At 44.1% G+C, this 19,278-nt stretch carries 13 protein-coding genes; 12 read left to right on the forward strand and 1 reads right to left on the reverse strand.

Features of this window, described 5'->3' with window-relative positions; translation table 11 throughout:
* Positions 1 to 26: 26 nt before the first annotated feature.
* The 11 genes from MHH63_RS02880 to MHH63_RS02930 all read left to right on the forward strand — a co-directional run bounded on the left by MHH63_RS02880 (position 27) and on the right by MHH63_RS02930 (position 14,961).
* Entirely contained in the window at positions 27 to 1,463 is a 1,437-nt protein-coding gene (locus MHH63_RS02880) for an ABC transporter substrate-binding protein (RefSeq protein ID WP_340394561.1), read from the forward strand.
* A gap of 167 nt (positions 1,464 to 1,630) precedes the next feature.
* Positions 1,631 to 4,561: an extracellular solute-binding protein gene (locus tag MHH63_RS02885; protein WP_340011189.1), complete on the forward strand. Its 2,931-nt coding sequence runs from the start codon at positions 1,631 to 1,633 to the stop codon at positions 4,559 to 4,561.
* A complete protein-coding gene (locus MHH63_RS02890; protein ID WP_052097291.1) occupies positions 4,558 to 5,523 on the forward strand; it encodes a carbohydrate ABC transporter permease in 966 nt (321 codons plus the stop codon). Before MHH63_RS02885 ends, MHH63_RS02890 begins: the two co-directional genes overlap by 4 nt.
* A gap of 1 nt (position 5,524) precedes the next feature.
* Positions 5,525 to 6,385: a carbohydrate ABC transporter permease gene (locus MHH63_RS02895; protein ID WP_340394560.1), complete on the forward strand. Its 861-nt coding sequence runs from the start codon at positions 5,525 to 5,527 to the stop codon at positions 6,383 to 6,385.
* 8 nt (positions 6,386 to 6,393) lie between these two features.
* Positions 6,394 to 7,887 carry a hypothetical protein gene (locus MHH63_RS02900; protein WP_339244739.1) on the forward strand — a complete coding sequence of 498 codons (1,494 nt, stop codon included), beginning with the start codon at positions 6,394 to 6,396 and terminating at the stop codon, positions 7,885 to 7,887.
* Complete coding sequence (locus MHH63_RS02905) at positions 7,884 to 8,498, forward strand: YIP1 family protein (protein ID WP_076303280.1); 615 nt, start codon at positions 7,884 to 7,886, stop codon at positions 8,496 to 8,498. Before MHH63_RS02900 ends, MHH63_RS02905 begins: the two co-directional genes overlap by 4 nt.
* 18 nt (positions 8,499 to 8,516) lie before the next feature.
* Positions 8,517 to 10,889 (forward strand): DUF5696 domain-containing protein, encoded by a 2,373-nt coding sequence (locus tag MHH63_RS02910; protein ID WP_340394558.1) that lies wholly within the window; start codon positions 8,517 to 8,519, stop codon positions 10,887 to 10,889.
* A 4-nt stretch (positions 10,890 to 10,893) separates the two neighbouring features.
* The gene (locus MHH63_RS02915) at positions 10,894 to 11,769 is read left to right on the forward strand and encodes a carbohydrate ABC transporter permease (protein WP_081382489.1); all 876 of its coding nucleotides are present in this window, start codon (positions 10,894 to 10,896) and stop codon (positions 11,767 to 11,769) included.
* 3 nt (positions 11,770 to 11,772) lie between these two features.
* Positions 11,773 to 12,765 (forward strand): carbohydrate ABC transporter permease, encoded by a 993-nt coding sequence (locus MHH63_RS02920; protein ID WP_081387615.1) that lies wholly within the window; start codon positions 11,773 to 11,775, stop codon positions 12,763 to 12,765.
* Between the two features lie 199 nt (positions 12,766 to 12,964).
* Positions 12,965 to 14,053, forward strand: a complete 1,089-nt coding sequence (locus MHH63_RS02925; RefSeq protein ID WP_280753706.1) for a low temperature requirement protein A — start codon at positions 12,965 to 12,967, stop codon at positions 14,051 to 14,053.
* Positions 14,054 to 14,184: 131 nt separating this feature from the next.
* Positions 14,185 to 14,961, forward strand: coding sequence for a Cof-type HAD-IIB family hydrolase (locus tag MHH63_RS02930; RefSeq protein WP_339169569.1), 777 nt, complete (start codon positions 14,185 to 14,187; stop codon positions 14,959 to 14,961).
* A 148-nt stretch (positions 14,962 to 15,109) separates the two neighbouring features.
* Here the strand turns inward: MHH63_RS02930 and MHH63_RS02935 are convergent, their stop codons facing one another.
* Positions 15,110 to 16,057, reverse strand: a complete 948-nt coding sequence (locus MHH63_RS02935; RefSeq protein ID WP_445255041.1) for a serine hydrolase domain-containing protein — start codon at positions 16,055 to 16,057, stop codon at positions 15,110 to 15,112.
* A gap of 161 nt (positions 16,058 to 16,218) precedes the next feature.
* Between MHH63_RS02935 and MHH63_RS02940 the strand changes: the two genes are divergently transcribed.
* The gene (locus MHH63_RS02940) at positions 16,219 to 18,591 is read left to right on the forward strand and encodes a YcdB/YcdC domain-containing protein (protein ID WP_076279966.1); all 2,373 of its coding nucleotides are present in this window, start codon (positions 16,219 to 16,221) and stop codon (positions 18,589 to 18,591) included.
* Positions 18,592 to 19,278 lie beyond the last annotated feature (687 nt).

Raw genomic sequence — 19,278 nt, forward strand, 5'->3', positions numbered from 1 at the left:
GTTCAATTTAAGAGGGAGGTTAGGTTATGATTTCGCAAAGAAAAACGAGCAGTTTAGTCGTATGTATGGTAATGGTTTTTGTGCTTATTCTGTCAGCCTGTAGCAGCGCTGGAAGCTCAACGACGAATCAAAATGCAGCTAACAACGGTAAAACGAACAATGAAAAAACTAATAATGCTAATGAGCCAACCAATGCAACAGCTACTGAGGGCACGGAAGCAGCAGATCCTGCCAACGACCTGCCAAGCAAAGATATTCAAGGTGAGGTTACCGTTTGGGCCTTTAATGAAAAAGTGTTCGAGGAAGTCGGCGCTGCATTTATGGCTGAATATCCTGGAATCAAGCTGAAGACGGTAGTTATGCCCTTTGGCGACCTGCATGACAAGCTGCAAACGACAATCGCCGCAGGTAGCGGGGCACCGGACGTAGCAGAAGTCGAAATGTACCAGTTGAATCGTTATATGGCGGGCAATGTGCTGGAGAATCTTTTGGAAGAGCCTTATAACGCTGGAAAATATAAAGATCTGGTTGCTCCATATAACTGGGAACGTTGGATGACACCGGACAGCTCACAGCTGCTTGGTATGCCTTGGGATATGACACCGGGGGTTTATTACTACCGTGCAGACATTTTTGAAGAGCTTGGATTGCCAAGTGATCCTGCTGAGCTTGGTGAATACATGCAAGATGAAGAGAATCTCTTGAACCTGGCTCAAATTTTGAAAGCTAACGGTAAATATTTCATGGAGTGGAGCGATGGCCCGATCGTATGGGCAGGAGATGAAGTCGGCTACTTTGATAAGGATATGAACTGGACACGTAATACGGACAAAATGGTGAAAGTTCTTGATATTACAAAACGTGGACAACAGCTGGGCTGGGCACCTCATATCGGTTATGGCTCAGACGAAGGTAAACAGCTAGTTCTGAAAGGTGATTTAGTTGGTGTCGTATCGGGTTCATTTGGAGCGCGCGGACTTCAGGAAACATTCCCTGAGCTTGCCGGAAAATGGAAGGTAACCCGTTTGCCAATAGGAATTAACGTGGGAATGGGCGGCTCAAGCTTTGTTATTCCTTCGCAAAGCAAAAATAAAGAAGCGGCATGGGCTTACATTCAGTGGAGCATGAGAAGTGAAAATGCTTGGAAAATTTGGACAAAACATTCCATTCAGCCGGGTTACAAGGATATTTCCAGTCTTGATTGGTACGCAAACACTAAAAATGAATATCTGGGTGGGCAAGAGGAATTTAAACTATATGAGCAATTAAGCAACGATATTCCAGTCAAACACCTTACACCAGTAGATAACAAGGGCTGGGAAATCTTTATAGCGGCGATCGGTGATGCACTGGCTAAGAACACAGATTCCAAGACGGCTATTCAAAAAATTGGTGATGATGTCTTGAAGCAAGCTTCCAAAGAAATTGCTGCCTTTAAAAAGGCAATGGGAATGCAGCCGTAAGGAAATCTAATAACAGGAGGGGCAGCCTGCAATTGCCAGAGCTGCCCTGCTTGTATTCACTTAAGTCCGAGAGGCCCGTAAAGATGGGAGGAGACCGATGCGTGTTACGCATACTGCGAAAATATAAGATTAGTTTGTTGTTACTGGTACTTTTAGGAGTCTCCCTAGTGTGGTGGAATCAATCACGAGGGTTTGATAATTCAGCGATGGAGGGCATCCCCGTTTATGCGGATGTTGATGAAAGCTCTATTTTAGAAAGCGATAGTGTGAATTCAAAACTCGAAGCCTCTTACTTAAGCTATTACGAGGAAAAACAGCAGGATGGAGCAAAGGACTCATCGGATTTTACGCTTGCTATTCCTTCGGCGGATTATACGGCCATTAGTGCTGAAGGTACAGAGGTAATGACGGATCTTGGTGGAAAACCCGGCAAGGTACTAGCGCTTAAAGCAGAGGATAGCTGGGTGGAATATACATTTACGGTTCCGGCAGATGGGTTATATCAGATGGGGATGGAGTATTATGCCCTTCCTGGTAAACGATCCTCGATCATTCGAAGCGTAAAGATTGATGGGGAGTATTTATTCTCTCAAGTAAAAAAAATGGAATTCCAGCGGATGTGGAAGGAAAGTGCAGAGCCATGGCTGGACAATCAAGGGAATGAATTTAATCCCAAGCGGGAAGAGGTAACAGGCTGGCAATATCGGGAGTTTCGAGATGCCGAGGCCAGAACTGCGGATCCCTTTCGCTTTTATCTAACCAAAGGGGAGCATACGGTGAAGCTGGAAGCCATCCGGGAACCGGCTGCACTTAGTGAACTGAGAATATTTTCTCCAGAACCGCTCCCGACTTATGCGGAAGTGAAGCAGGAGTATGAGAATAAGGGTTACAAGCCTGTTCAGAATCAAGTGATCAAAATTCAGGCAGAAGAATCCTCCCTTCGTTCAGATCCAACGCTGAAGCGGATCGAGGACCGGGAGCCACTCACCGAACCTTTTAACAAAGATGCTATTGTGCTTAATAGTTTTGGGGGTGTCGGGTGGCGTACGGGTGGACAATGGGCGGAATGGGATTTCGAGATTCCTGAGTCAGGGCTCTACAATATCGCAATTCGTTACGGCCAGTGGTTCCTAAACGGGATACCGGTGGAACGCCGGATTATGATTGATGGCGAGGTACCGTTCCAAGAGCTGAATGCCTTGAAATTCCCTTACAAAGCGGAATGGCAAGTAAACAAGCTGGGAAATGAGGACGGAGAATACTTCTTTTATCTCGAACAAGGCAAGCATACGTTGCGGATGGAAGTTCAAGTATCGGGTGTAGGCGGAATGATTGAAGCTGTGCTGAACACTACACATAAAATGTCTCTTTTGGGACGTGAAATCACGCAGGTAACGGGAACGAACCCTGATCCAAACGGGGATTGGCAGCTGGAGCAGAACATTCCTAATCTTGTGCCACGTTTACATTTGATGGCGCGGACGTTGGATGATGCTGTGCAGGATATGTATGCTTTTGGCGTTGCTGATGGAAGCTCTGAGCTGAGTACGCTTTATGAAGCACGTGATCGGTTCCTGGAAATGGCGAAGGATACCTCAAGTATTCCAGGTCGTCTTCAGCAATTTACGGATCTGCAGTCATCGCTTGGCTTATGGGTCAACGGATTAATGAAGCAGAGTATTGTAATGGACTATATTGAAGTGAAGTCGGAAGATCAGCCATGGCCTAAAGACGCGGCTCCTTGGTATACCCGTGTAGGGACGATGACGTATGACTTCTTTAGTTCTTTTACAAAGGATTACAGCGGCATAGGGAATACGTACAAAAATGAAAAGGTGCTGGATGTCTGGATCTCTCGTGGACGTGATTGGGCGGAGATCATTAAGCAAATGGTGGATGAGGACTTTACACCAAACACGGGCATCAAGGTGAACGTCAATATTATTCCTACGCTTGCAGCGGATCAGAAGCAGATTCTGTTATTAGCCAATACTGCCGGACTTGCTCCCGATGTGGCACTGGGGGTTGAGGGTGAAGTGCCGATTGACTTCGCGGTGCGGAATTCACTCGTGAATCTGAATGAATTCTCAGATTATCAAGAGGTTGCTGAACGTTTCAGAGCGGGTGCACTGATTCCTTATAAGTATGATAACGGAGACTTCGCATTGCCGGAGAATCAGAACTTCACGATGCTCTTTTACCGGAAAGATATTATGGCACAGCTGGGCATTAGCGAGAAGGATATTCCGAATACGTGGCAAGAGGTTATGGAACTGATTCCTGTGCTGCAACAAAACGGGATGGACTTCTATTATCCACATGCCCCGAACAATCCGAGTCTAGCCATTAATGAGTTTGCGCCGTTCTTATTCCAGTATGGCGGGGATTTCTATAAGAATAATGGGATGTTGTCTGATCTGGATTCACCAGAAGCACTGACAGCTATGAAAATGTGGACGGGACTCTTTACGAACTACAAGCTGCAGAAACAAGCGGATTTCTATAACCGTTTCCGTTCTGGAGAGATGCCAATCGGCGTTGCTGATTATTCCACATACATTCTGTTATCTACTGCCGCACCTGAATTGACAGGCTGGTGGGGCATGAAACCAATGCCGGGTATTGAACAAGCAGATGGACAGATTAACCGTTCTACAGGCGGGCTTGCACAGACAGGAATTATTTTTAAGGATACGGATATGAAAGAAGAGTCTTGGGAGTTCTTGAAATGGTGGACCAGTGCGGATGCACAGGAGAACTTCGGCTCAGAGCTTGAGTCTTTGCTGGGTGTTGAAGCTCGTTGGAATACAGCCAATGTTGAAGCACTCAAACGTCTGCCGTGGCAGCAAGATGATATCGACGCCATTATGGAACAGTGGGAGTGGTTTAAAGAGCGCGAAGTGGTGCTTGGAGGATATTACACGACCCGGCATATCGCCAACATCTGGAATGAAATTGTGCTCAACGGTAAATTCCCGCGGGAGGCGATGGAGCAAGGTGTGCGTGAAATCAATAAAGAGCTCAGTAAGAAACGCGAAGAGTTCGGAATTGAAACTTCCCAGACTTCAAGCGCCAAAGAGGAAGGAGGTCAGAAATGAGTAGTGAAATAATTACACCGGCACAGAACGAAGCCGTACAGATGCAGCCGACGAAAACTCCCGGGAAATGGACTCAGCTTTGGTTAGATATCAAGAAAAATAAAGTTTCCTATTATTTCTTGGCCCCTTTCCTGATTCTATTCACCGTTTTTACTATTGTTCCTATTATCATGTCCGTCGTTCTAAGCTTCAGCTATTACAACATTATTGAGACACCGAGATTCATTGGCTTCTCTAACTATAAGCTGTTGTTTGTAGACGATGATATCTTTCTTAAAGCTGTTGGGATTACGCTGAAATTTGCCATTATTACAGGTCCGATAGGTTATATTATGGCCTTCTTGCTGGCCTGGCTGATTAGCCAGATTCCGCAGAAGTTCCGCTTTTTCTATACCCTATGCTACTATGTGCCATCGATTACAAGTGCAGTAGCAATGTCCGTGGTTTGGTTGTATTTGTTCGCCGGAGACCGCAAGGGGTTGCTCAATCACTGGCTCATTCAGCTGGGGATTATCAATGAACCTTATTTATTTCTACAAAATGTAGATTCGATCGTACCGGTGATCATCATAGTTTCCTTATGGATGAGTATGGGGGTAGGTTTCCTTGCTTTTCTGGCCGGACTTCAAAATGTACCGACAGATTTATATGAAGCTGGCTCAATTGATGGGGTCAAGTACCGCTGGCAGGAGCTATGGTACATTACGATTCCATGCGTCAAACCGCAGCTATTATTCGGTGCGGTGATGCAGGTGGTCGGTTCGCTTACCGTATTTGACGTCAGTATGCGGCTTGTTGGATTTCCGAGTCCCCTTTATGCAGGCCATACGATTATGGCGCATCTGTTCGACTACGCATTTATCCGCTTTGAGATGGGATATGCGTCAGCGATTGCTGTATTACTGTTCGCTTTGATGCTTGGGCTCAACCGTCTCATCTTCAAAGTGCTGGGGAGGGATTAGGATGCACAAAATAAATTTACGGCGTATTGACTATGGCGGCATCTTTTTATATCTGTTCTTAACGGTGTTTGGCCTAATTATGCTGCTGCCACTTGTCTATATGGCAGTGACTGCTTTAAAACCAACAAGCGAACTATTCCTGTTCCCACCGCGGTTTTTCGTAGTGAATCCGACGTTGGTGAACTTTCGTGATTTGCTGTTAATTACCGGAACTTCGGCGGTGCCGTTCTCACGGTTTATTTTCAATAGCGTGGTCGTTACATCGGGGATTGTGGTCGGGGGTGTCTTAATTTCAGCAATGGCGGCTTATCCGCTTGCCAAGCACAATATGCCATTTAAAAGCGCTATCTTTAGTATGATTGTGGCGGCGCTGATGTTCTCACCTTTAGTATTGCAAATTCCGCAATATCTGCTGATTAGCCGCAGCGGATTAATGAATTCGTATTTTGCAATGATCTTACCTTATCTGGCTGCACCGATGGGAATGTTTCTTATGACCCAGTTCCTGCGGCAGCTTCCAGATGTTTTATTAGAGGCGGCCCGCATAGACGGGGCTTCAGAATGGAAGGTATTCTGGGTGGTTGTGATGCCAATGCTTAAGCCGGCGATTTCGACTTTTGCTTTATTTAGCTTTATTTCTGCTTGGAATGATCCGTATCCTTCAATGGTGTATACGACTGTTCAGGAAATGAAGACATTGCCGCTTGCCATCCAAACCATCAGTGGTGGAGCCGGAGTCGTTGCTAGGGTAGGTACTTTGGCAGCAGCAAGCTTCTTGATGATTCTCCCGACTATTCTTGTCTTTATATTAACGCAGCGGATGGTGCTTCAGACAATGGCCCATTCGGGGCTGAAGGAATAGGGGGAGTAATGATGATAGGACGCAATATGAAAAAAATGCTGCTAACAGGGCTACTGGTGACGCTGACACTGCCAGTGCTGCTGCTTCCAGGGCAGGCACTAGCTGGCGAAGCCCCGTATGAGGGGTATACGTGGAATCAGTCCGGCAATGAGGTCCGCTCGATTAATGGTTATCTCTACGATTCTTCTATCGATCCAACAGGAACAGATACGGGGTCCTTCAAAAATCCGGAATCTCTCTTTATTAGTGATGACGATTCACTCTACGTAGTAGACACGGGCAATAGCCGTATTGTTCATATGGATAAGGACGGTCGTCTGCTAAATCTGATCGGCGATACGGAAGGCAGCGGCAAGCTGCAGGAGCCGAAGGGTGTATTCGTGAAAGAGGATGGAACGGTATATGTAGCAGATACAAAAAACGCGCGTATTGCTATTTTTGATAAAAATGGAAAGTTCGTAAAAGAGTTTCTAAAACCGGATAGCCCATTACTGGGTGCTAATTTCTCTTATTCTCCTTCTAAATTAGTTGTAGATAAGCGTGATTATATGTATGTGGTGAGCGATGGTAACACGCAGGGGTTGCTGCAAATTGACTCGGGCGGTAAGTTCAAGGGGTTCTATGGAGCGAACCATGTAGGCTTCTCCTGGACACGACTCTTAATTAAGCTGGTGGCCACCAAAGAGCAGCAGAACCAGCTGGCGACGGTTAAACCTTCTGAGTTCTCCAACGTGGATCTGGATGAAGAAGGATTTATCTACAGCACAACCCTGGGCGAAGAGTATAACCAGATCAAACGGTTATCTCCGGTAGGCGTAGATACGCTGAACATTGGTAAACGCTGGTACGGCGATTATTACTCCGAGGGTCCATTCAGTATGGCTTCCTTTATGGGAATCAGTATTGATAAGAACGGGTTTATAACCGCGCTGGATTTGCAGTCCAGTAAAGTCTTTCAATATGACAAGCTGGGGAATTTGTTATTCAGCTTCGGCGGGATCGGGGATCAGAATGGACTCTTCGTGACTCCTTCCGCCGTAGATCAAACCGCTGATGGTCTCATCTATGTAGTGGATAAAGGACGGGGCAGAATCGATCGCTTCCGGACCACGCCGTTTGCGGATTTGGTTCATCAGGCATCTTTGCTATATGTAGATGGCAGCTATGACGAAGCGCAATCCTTATGGCAAGAGGTGCTGCGATTAAACGCCAATTATGATATGGCTTATCAGGCTATCGGCAAAGCGCTTTATAAAGCAGAGCAATATAAGGAATCTATGAGCTATTTCAAGCTTTCAAATTCCAAAGCTGACTATTCATCCGCTTTCCGCGAATATCGTAAATTGTATATCCGGGAGCACTTTACTTATTTCTTCGCCGGCGGAATTGGACTGTTCTTAGTACTGTTCTGGAGTGCGCCGAGATTATACCGGAGATTCCATGCCTGGCTGTATAGAGGAAACAAGGCAGTATTGGACCCGGCAAAGGGGGAGATTGGATGAACACTTTGCGAATGATTCATCAGGTTGTAGTTCATCCTTATCAGTTCTATAACGATATTCAGGGTAAGCAGCGTATCCGCTGGATACAGGGGATTGCCATCGTTCTACTGACCTTTGTGGCACGAATGATCTCGATTCTGATTACAGGGTATGCTTTTCAAACTAGAGAGCCGCATGAAATCTCTATGTTTCATGAGTTTATTTGGCTTATCGTTCCTTGGTTGACCTGGTGTATCTCGAACTGGGGTGTCAGTACGATTATGGATGGTGAGGGGAAATTTAAAGAGATTTTTGTGGGCAGTGCCTTTGCGCTTGTTCCATACATGCTCTTTATCATCCCAGTCACACTGCTAACGTTGATCCTTTCGCTGGATGAGGCTTCAACCTTCAATCTGCTGCACAAGTTTGTGATTCTTTGGGTGGCTTGGTTGATTTTAATGAAGGTGAAGATCCTGCATGATTTTGAGATTCGAAAGGTTATTTTTATCACCATAATCAGTGTAATAGGGATCGCCATTATCTGGTTTGTAGGCATTTTGCTGTTTGGTATTTCCAATCAATTTGTTTCATTTATTGTCGATCTGCTCAAAGAGTTGAGATTGCGCGCGTAAGGAGGGAAAGGTAACACGATGAGAAAAAAAGTTAAAGTGCGGGGCATTCTCTGTATTGTTGTGATGATGCTGTTCGCAGTGATAAATGTTCAACCCCTACACAGTTCCGCCGATCCGTCCACCGCTGCGCAGTCTGTTCAGGCTGAAGAAAGCAAAGAGGTTGGGCAAGAGCAAACATCGGTGGTGACTGAACCAGCTGAAGGGCAGGCCACTTCTGTGCAAGAAAAGGAGACCACGGCTCCCGTAGAAGAGCAGGCTCCAGCCGCTGTAGCAGCACCTGTACAGAAGGTTGAGCTACAGCCGGTCACGCCTGGAACAAAAGCATTGGAGAACGAACGCTATATTTTATATGTAGATGAGAAATCGGGAAATCTTCGCATCACAGACAAAATCACAAACAAGGAGTGGCTTGGATCTCCACAGCTGGAGCGAACAGCCATGCCAAATATTAAGAAATATACGACCGCGCCAATTTATGCCAGATACACACAGGGGGCTGACATTACACAGGTCTACCCACTTAAAGATGAAGACTCCACGGTTACCGTAACGATTGAGCAAGATGTCGTCCGCGCGGAGTTTGCTTTTATTAGCCTGAAGCTTTCTTTTGCTCTGGAGTACAGACTGACTGCTAATGGATTTGAGGCTTCCATTCCACAGGAGTATTTGAAGGAAGAGGGGAATGCGAAATTCACGAGTCTGGAGGTGCTGCCATTTTTTCATGCGGCTAGAGAAGATGCAGAGGGGGCAATGATGCTTCCAGATGGTTCAGGGGCATTGCTGGAGTTTCGGAAAGATCATCCCGCTTATTTGAAAGGTTATTCTGAATACATTTACGGCGGGGACGAAACCTTTGTGAAACAAAATCATGAAATTACGGATAACTCTTGGCAAAAGGCGGCACCTCTTAAAAAAGCTATCGCCTTGCCAGTGTTTGGGATCTATCAGGGAGACACAGGATATTTAGCAATTGTTACTAAGGGAGATACCGACGCTAAAATCAACGGTGTTCCATCAGGCATTCGCGCTATTTCGCTTTATAGAGCATCAAGTGAATTTACCCTGCGCAAGGATGATGTTATTTTTGTCGGCAATTCCGGCCAAATTCCTTATTATCAGGGTGAGATGATCAAAACCGATCGTAGCGTACGTTATGTTCTGCTTCAAGGCGAGGAAGCTAACTACGTTGGGATGGCGAAGGAATACCGTAATTACTTAATGGAAGAGAAAAAGGTCAAGGAAGTAGTTCTTGAGAACACGCCATTGTATCTTCAAGTGCTCGGTGGGATTTCACGTGATGAAGTCATCGGTTCAACTTTTATAGAAGCAGCTACGTTTAAACAAATCAAGGACATGATTGATCAATATCAGGCAGAGGGTGTTACTCAGCTAGAGATTACGATCGAGGGATGGTCCAAAAATGGTTTATACGGAAACCAGCCAGAACAATTCCCTGTTGAGAAGAAGCTGGGAGGCAAAAAGGGACTTAAAGAGCTTCAGGAATATGCCGCAGGCAAGGGCGTAAATCTTTATTTGAAAGCTAACTACGTGAAACCTTTCCAAGATAGCAACGGCGTGAAGACAAGCAGAGATGCTGTCCGCGGTATTAATCGTGAAGTCTTGAAGCAGTATGTCTATTATCTCTCTACCCGGTGGAATACGGATGATTATTTCTATTTAATGAAACCTAGTGTTATCGCAAAACGCAGTAATGCTGAGTTAAGCAAGTTTCAGGATCTGGGTGTGAAGGGTGTACAGTTTGAACACTTTGGAAGCTTGCTATACTCCGATGAGGATAATAAATCCAATACGGACCGCCAGCTTACAGAAGATACTTATGTTAATGCATTGGATAACTTCCGTAAGGGTGAGCTTAACACGGCAGTAGATTATGGTTTTGCCTATACATTAGGACATGTGAACCGGATTGATCAAGTTCCGCTCGACTCCAGTCAATTTGTCTATACAGATCGGGCGATTCCTTTTTATCAACTAGTGTTACACGGCTTAGTGCCTTATACAGCAAGCCCGGTTAATCTGTACGATGATTCCCGTAACCAAACCTTACGGGCGCTGGAATATGGAGCCCTTCCAAGTTATGAATTAACTTATGCTCCGACTAGCGATCTTCAGAGAACCATGGCAGACCGGCTGTTCAGCTCTAGTCTTGAGAACTGGCTGGCACCTTCTGTGCAGAATTATCTCGCATTGAAAGAGGTCTATGACAGCATTAGCAACCAGCAAATGACGAATCATGAGCAGCTGCAAAGTAAAGTCTTTCGGACGACTTATGCAAACGGTGTGAGCATTATAGTCAACTATAATGAGCAGTCTGTTGACGTGTCTGGTCAGACCGTCGAGGCATTCAGCTATGCGGTAACAGGAGGATGATGAAGTGAAAAAATCAAAGCTATCGATGCGAGCGCGTTATTTCGTTGAAGGATATTCCTTCATCGGCCTGTGGCTGGTCGGATTTCTGGTGTTTATGGCTGTTCCGCTGGGCCGTTCCTTGTATTATTCCTTTCAGGATCTCCAAGTGAGCAAAGGCGGCTTACTGGCCACTTTTGTTGGGATGGAGCATTATCGCGCCGCTTTTACTACAGATGTTAATTTCTTGCCTCTGCTCAAATCGACGATGGTGTCGACGGTGACTCAGGTTCCGTTAATTCTTATCTTTTCGCTCTTTTGTGCGATTCTGCTAAATCGCGGACTCGTAGGAAAAACCTTTTTTCGTGGCGTGTTCTTTTTGCCGGTCATCATTGCTTCAGGGGCGATCCTGGGCAAATTGATGGATCAGGGTGCCGCAAATTTACCGATTTTTTATAACCAGGATTTATATGATAAGCTCCATAACTTTATCCCCGGCGACATTTTGAAGTCGTTGCTGAAATATGCAGAATCTTTAACGCTGGTGATGTGGGATTCTGGCGTGCAAATTCTGATTTTTCTAGCGGGGTTACAGACGATTTCTGTTTCACTGTATGAAGCGGCCAAATGTGATGGAGCAACCGCGTGGGAAAGCTTTTGGAAAATCACCTTCCCGATGATTATGCCGATGATGCTCGTAAACACATTGTTTAGTATCGTCAGCTCATTCACGAAGGCAGATAATCAAATCATGAGTCATATTTTGAATGTCGTCTTTAAGAATAATGATTTTGGATATGGCTCAGCGATGGGCTGGATTTATTTTGTGTTTATTTTCTTGGTTCTGGGTTTGGTCTTCCTGTTATTCAGCAAGTCGCTCGGTGCCACCGAAGGGAGGAAGTAGAAGATGTTGAAGGAATCCGTAAAGCAGGTTCGGACAACGAACATGGAACATCTGACAACTCGTCTAAAAGCAAGCGGCAGGCTGGACAGGGTCGTGAAACGTTCGCTTCAGGTGCTGAATATCGCTTTTTATTACTTGGTTATTCTCAGCTTAACGTTCGTATTCCTATATCCCTTGTTATACATGGTATCCAAATCCATGATGCAAGTAACAGACGTGGCCGATGCCACAGTGCAATGGCTTCCGAAAAAGATAAGTTTTGGCAACTATTTTCTGGCATGGGATTCGCTTAAATTCTGGGCCGGGTTCGCAAATAGTGCGATTATTTCCTTCGGGAGTGCAGTTCTGCAAATCTTAAGCTGTTCCTTAATCGGTTATGGTTTTGCCAGATACCGTTTTCCAGGCTACGCAGTGTGTTTCGTTCTGCTGCTGTTTACTTTTCTAGTTCCACCGCAGACGATTGTTGTGCCACTGTATTTGTTCTTTAGTGACTTGGGGTGGATTAATACACATTTGCCGTTTGTGGTTCCTTCTATGTTTGGGCACGGGTTGAAGGGGGCATTATTCGTACTGATCTTTATTCAGTTCTATCGCGGCATGCCTAAAGTGTTGGAGGAAGCAGCACGTATCGACGGTGCAGGCGCATTCAGAACGTACTGGAAAATCATGTTTCCTATCGCCAAGCCGGCAATGCTGATCGTATTCTTGTTCTCTGTGGTATGGCACTGGAATGACAGCTTTGAACCGAATACGTATTTAACAACACCGGATTTCTATAATCTGTCGCAGCGATTAGCGATGTTTTATGGTTCCAATAATCAGGCAGCGGAGACGATGTCGCAAATGACTTCGGGTTCTATTGGGATGGCCCCAACTGGACTGAATCAGGTTATGGCGGCGTGTATTCTAACCATTCTGCCAATTCTGATTCTGTATTTGTTCGTACAGCGTCATTTTGTAGAAAGTGTGGAACGCTCCGGTATTGCCGGGGAATAACTTTATTTACTAAAAACCAGCAAGCTCTCTGTGTGGAGGCTTGCTGGTTTTATTTTTAGGTAAAGGGTCTTCAAATTAGTATATCAATTCGGTTAAGATGGATAAGTATCCGATAAACTGTATTAGAAATACACATCCAAACCAAGGGAGTCAGACGATGAATAAACGCACATCGGGATTTGAGCACAGTACAGTATCCATTGCTGAGAAGAAAGTTACTTGGCTGGAGCTATTTTATGATCTGCTTTTTGTAGCAGCAGTTTCAAAAGCGAGCCATGTCCTATTGCATGTAGAGGCGGGTACAATTCCACTTGAATACTTATCCAAATTTATCTTAATATTTATTCCGATCTGGTGGGCTTGGGTAGGGCAATCGCTTTTTGTGAATCGGTTTGGGCAAGATATCTTTTCACATCGGATATTCTTGATTCTACAATTATTTTTTGTATTAATAATGACGGCGAGCTTATCGGTTAACTTTGATCAATATTATATGCCATTCTTAATAGGTTATGTTGGTTTAAGAGCTATGACAGCCATTCAATATCTTACGATAAATAAGAATGAAGCGGCTGATAGAAAGAGCACTGCCCGGTATTTGGGAAGCAGATTTTGGATTGGATTAATGATCTCTTCTTTATCACTTTTCTTTGACTCTTGGATGCGTTATGTAGTTTTGTATGCGGGAATTACTGTAGACATTCTGCTTCCATTAGTAGGCCGGAAATACTTGGTGAAAAGTCCGATCAATACTCATCATTTATTGGAACGCTTCTCGTTGTTTACGCTTATTCTGCTTGGGGAATCAGTGGTCAGTATCCTTGCGGTTTTACAGTCTAGCCACTGGACGTGGCAATCTATTGTATTTGCATTATTAACTTTTCTATTAATTATAGCTATGTGGTGGCAATATTTTGATAATGTTGAAAAGAAAGTGGATAAGACTATAGAGACTGCCGGGCAAACCATAATTTACGGGCATTTATTTATTTATGTATCCTTGAGTATGATTGCAGCTTCGATCCAACTGCTATTTTTAGATCAATTAAATTATACATTTATGGTGTGTTTTATTTTTGGATCGGTCCTGCTCTACTTCTTCTCTACCTCACTGGTCTTCCATAAATATAGACGTATACAGCAACGGTTAGGGATATTCCATTTGACGTTATTATTAGGTTTACTTGGTGTTTTTTTCGTAGTAGATTTGTTGTTCCTTATACCTAATTACCTGATCATTGGTGAAATGATGTTATTTTTTGTGGTATATGCAAAATTAACGACGTAAGCTTGTTGTGCCGAAGCTGAATACGAAAATAAGAAGGAAGCTGATCCGTGTGATCGGCTTCCTTCTTGTTTTAGATCCCATGAAATATAATCTATCTAGTTACGATCGAACGGGGAGGCTTATTTCATAATATGTATAAGATTGTATTTTTTGATGTGGACGGTACTCTAGTGAGTGAAATTGATAGAAGTATCCCACTTAGCACGCTAGAAGCAATTGAGAAGTTGATAGAGAGAGGAATTAAAGTCGTAGTTGCAACAGGGAGACCGCATAACTTATGTGAAGAGTTCAAGTCTATGGGCATTGATACCTTTATTTCTGCTAACGGTGCGCTTATCAAATGTAAGGATAACGTTATCTATAAATCAACGCTTTCAACAGAAACCGTGCGGGAACTCTTGGCTTTTGCTGAGTTGAACGGACATGGCATGTCCTATTTCACCGAACTTTTAATCATGAACGGAATGGGTTCCGAGGATGAGCGCGTTATGAAGGCATTAAAGGAGACTTTGAGTCTTACACAATATCCCGAAAAAATGAGCGCTCTGCCAGAGGAGGTTTACTGTATATGCTTGTATGCGGACGAAAATGAAGCGCAAAAATTCCAAGATAGATTTCCTGAATTATGGTTCGAACGTTTTCACGGATACGTTATGAATGTGCTTGAAGAAACAAAAGTTTCTAAATCAACGGCGATTAAACAGGTGCTGGATTATCTGAATATTTGCAAGTCAGAGGCTATCGCGTTTGGTGACGGTGGGAATGATATCGACATGTTGGAGTATGTGGGATTGGGCATTGCGATGGGAAACGGTGCGGAACAGTTAAAACAAAAAGCCGATTTTGTTACAAAAAAAGCAAGTGAAGGCGGGATAGCCTACGCATTAAAGAAATTTGGTGTCATTTAAGCTTGCAGCAAACGAGTTGAAGAAAAATTAATTGCGATCATTTGTACAAATCTAACAGCGACAGCCCAAGACTTTATCAGTCTATGGCTGCGGCTGCTTTATGGATTGTGTGGTATCCACACATAGAACTGCATGTGATTCCTGGTTCTTACTGCCCTAGAAGAGCCGGCACAATAAATCGGCCGAAAACATTTGCAGGAGAGCCTTTTTTGTACTTATCCGCGGTGATAACGGCAACCAGCTCGTAAGCAGGAACTACAATGATATGCTGCCCTTTAAAGCCGAGTGCAAAATAATAAGGGATCTCGTTCGGCTGTTGCTCTGAACCTGCATTGAATTGGGATACCCACCAATGCCAGCCGTAGAATCCTTTTTGCGGATGATTGGCTTCAACGTAAGGGCGAGTAGATTGCTGAATTGTATCTGAAAAAAGGATCTGCTGATCCTTCCAGCGTCCCTCTTGCAAATAAAGTAAGCCGAATTTCAGCATATCCTCCGGCTTCAGATGAAGTCCGAACCCACCGGTATGTATGCCTTGCGGATCACTCTCCCAGTGATAGCTTTGAATGCCAAGTGGTTGAAACAGCTGATCTTCGGCAAATTCTGCAACCGCCTGTCCAGCACAATCACGCAGGATTGCGGACAAGAGCTGAGAGGAGCCTGAGTTATAAGTCATCACGGTTCCTGGTGTATGAGCTAATGGCTGTGCAAGCACAAATTTTATCCAGTCTGCGGTTTTAGTCATGGCCGGAAAAGAATTCTGCCCACCAAACTCTGTCCAGTTAAAGCCTCCGGTCATCGTTAATAAGTGTTCGATAGTGATCTCACTTTTACGTGGGTCACGATCTTCTTTTAATGAAGGAAAAAATAAAGAAATAGGTGTGTCTGGAGGTGGAATCATTTGTTTATCTATGGCTATGCAAACTAAGGCGGAGAGTACGCTTTTGGTACACGAGTTGATTTTGCCAAGCTCTTCAGCGATTTGTGGATCGCGGTAATGCTCCAGTATGGGTTCTCCATTTTGAACGATTAGACAACTGCGAATGTCTAGGTTAGTAATACCGTCAATAAGCGGCTGAAGGTTCCAGTCAGTAATGTCGGTGACCCCCTTTCTAGATGAATTATAGCTGCAACTGTTTACCATTATAGCTCACATCACAAAAATGTCGTAATTTCCTGTCGTTAAATAATTATGGAAAATACAAGAAAATATCTGTATAATAATATGAATCACGTGTTAGAGGAGGATGAATTCTTTTGAAAAGCAATAGTACTCTTTTTGTTCATCAAACAGCTAAAACGGTATTAATCACTTCCGTTGCACTCGCGTTACTCTTACCCCCTGGCTTAGCCGCAGCCGATTCTATATCTGTTAGCAGCAACACTTCCGTAACGCAGGTTAGTACGCAATCAGCGGCTCCAGCTACGACTACGAAATCTGAGGCTGATCCTGCAAAAGTGAAATTCACGCAGGAGCAAGCCATTGCAAAGTTAAAAGAACTATTCCCATCTCTAAAAGATGCAACTGTAAACAATGTTCAACTGGGATCTAACCAAAGCTACCCAGCTCCAGCAAATCAAATGATCTGGCATATTCAGTGGCAGGTTCAAGAAGGGAATATAGGATATGGTTTTAGCAGTGAGGTAGACGCCATTAATGGTGATATCATCAACACCTATCTCTCATTCTCCCAGGAGAAGAACGAATCCTATTATCCACCGAAAGTATCGCAGACTCAGGCATTGGAGATCGCCAAGACTTTTGTGGCTAAGGCAGCCTCATCGGTTAAGAGCAGTGAGCTGCAATTAAATGAGAATGTTGGTTATAGTTATTTTTCGGAATCATTATTCGGTCCTGTTCAATATGGATATAACTTCAGTATTCTGAAAAATGGTATTCCTTCTGGATCGGACAGCATTAACATAGTTGTGGATGGTAACGGAACTGTAACGCAATTCTCTAAGTCTTCTCAAGGGCTTGAGTACCCGTCTGCACAGCCCAAGATTACCTTGGAGCAAGCACAGAAGCAATTTGCGGAACAGTTTGATGTGGGCCTATTTTACATTCCTATTTATAAGAACGGAAAACCTAACAACTGGATCCTAGGCTGGCGTCCAATAGATCAGTCTCTATATCCTATCGATGCATTAACGGGCAAGCGGATAGATTATGAAGGAAAAGAATCCGTATCCACCTCAGTCGTGTATTCAGAAGTAGCGAAGAGCAAGGATGTTTTTCAGGCAAGAAGTTCTAGTACAGAGCTTTCTGCAAAAGAAGCAGCACAGCTTGTAGAGAAGGTTGCTTATATCCCGGCAGATCGTAAATTGATCTCGCAAACCTTGAGAAATGACTATCAGGATTCAGATCGAAAAATCTGGCAGCTATACTGGGGCAGTAATGGAAATGATCGTTACATTGGTGCTGGCTTTCCAGAACAATCCTCTGCTGAGATCGATGCAAAGACCGGTGAAGTATTGCAGTACCAGGTTCAAGCTTATGGTGCTATTCAGGATAAGAAGAAGGAAGAGCCGGCACCTGCTGGAGGTAAGAAGCTTAGTGAGGCTGAAGCGAAGGTGAAAGCGCTTAGTATAATTAATAGTCTATATCCTCAGGCGAGCCAGAAGCTAAAGCTGGTAGAATACGGGGATAATTCGAGTTTGACTTCAGACGGATCAGGATATGGATACCAGTTTATTAGATATCATCAAGGAATTCCTGTGAGTGACAGCACCATTACGGTAAGTTTGGATCTTTACGGCAGACTGACTTCTTACATGGGGAATCGGATAAGCGGTATCGATGGAATCACATTATCGCCTGATGCAACAATTTCCAAGAAAGAAGCGCTCGAAAGTTATAAGCCTAAATATCAGACTAAGCTGAAATATACTCAGGTTGGTGGATACAATACTTATAGTAACTATGTCGCACCGAAGGTGAAGCTGGTATATGATACAACCTTTGATGAATCTAACGGATTGAATCAGGTTTTGGATGCAGCCACTGGAAAATGGGTTGCGGTGTATGATTACCTCGGTCAGCAGGATGCTCAACTATCTGCAACGGATATCAAAGGTCATGCAGCAGAGCGGGAATTATCAGAATTGGTAAACCACCATGTGATTACACCGGATGCCGATGGCAAAGTGAACCCGGATCAAGAAATAACTGTCGGTGATTGGTTATCCTATCTTGCCAAAGCTTCTAGTCCGAATTTCACCAATTATTATAATAATAATGAACGAAAAACTGTGGCAGGCGTGAAGCCAGAGAATTCATATTATGATGCAGTTATTTTTGCAGCAGATCGTAAATGGATCAATAAGGATGAAAGCCTGCAAGTAGAGAGTAAGTTAACCCGGGAACAGCTTGCTGTTCATCTGGCTAATTTCTTGAAATACAATAAACTCACAGCTTATCTTGATAAAGATGTGACTGTAAGTCAGTTTAGTGATAGCTCAGCTATAAACAATAAGGGGGCCGTGGCTCTTGTTGTGAAATTGGGACTCTTAAAGGATGACAACGGCAAGTTTAATCCGCAGCAGAATGTAACAAAAGCGCTGGCGGCTTCGGTGATCATGAAGCTAGTGGAGCTGCAAGGAAAGACCGATCAGATCATAGGTCAATAAGTGTTAATAAGACAGCCAGGCAGCGATTCTCCGACGATTGGAGAATCACTGCCTGGTTTTTTAGTTTGCAGCGCGGCGGATTGACTAAAGCATCTCTATCTGGCAGATGCAGTTTCCAGTATTCTCTCAGCATTTTTTGTGCGCCGATTCTTGCTGGAATCCGCAAAATAACTGCATTCTATACAGCTATTTCTTATGCAAAAGGTGAATGTGTATCTTTAATTGCATTCTCTGCAACTAAAAACTAGAGAATTCACCTATTGGCGAGAAAAGCAAGAATATAAGTGTACGGAATACACTTATATCCTTTGGCCGAGTGATTTGATGCATTATAAGTGTACTAAATACAATTAAACGCGTAATGCCGCGTAATTCAATGCTTAATTCAACGCTTAATTTATCCTCAGCGCAATCCTCAGCGTAATCCTTAGCGTAATCCTCCGCGCAATCCTCAGCGCAATCCTCCGCGCAATCCTCCGCGTAATCCTCAGTCCAATCCGCCTACACTATGCAACCGCCGGCTCACTATATAGGTAATCTTGATGGCTAAGATTCTTAAGGGATAGCATAAGGATCCGCCTCTTTTTTGTGTAATTAATTACCAATACATAGACACTTACAAACTCACAGTATTATGATAATCAGAGTGACCCTAAAGCGGAGCTTTGTTAGGCGAACATGAATAGG

The organism is Paenibacillus sp. FSL H3-0310, from assembly GCF_038002785.1.
GTDB classification, from domain to species: domain Bacteria; phylum Bacillota; class Bacilli; order Paenibacillales; family Paenibacillaceae; genus Paenibacillus_AQ; species Paenibacillus_AQ odorifer.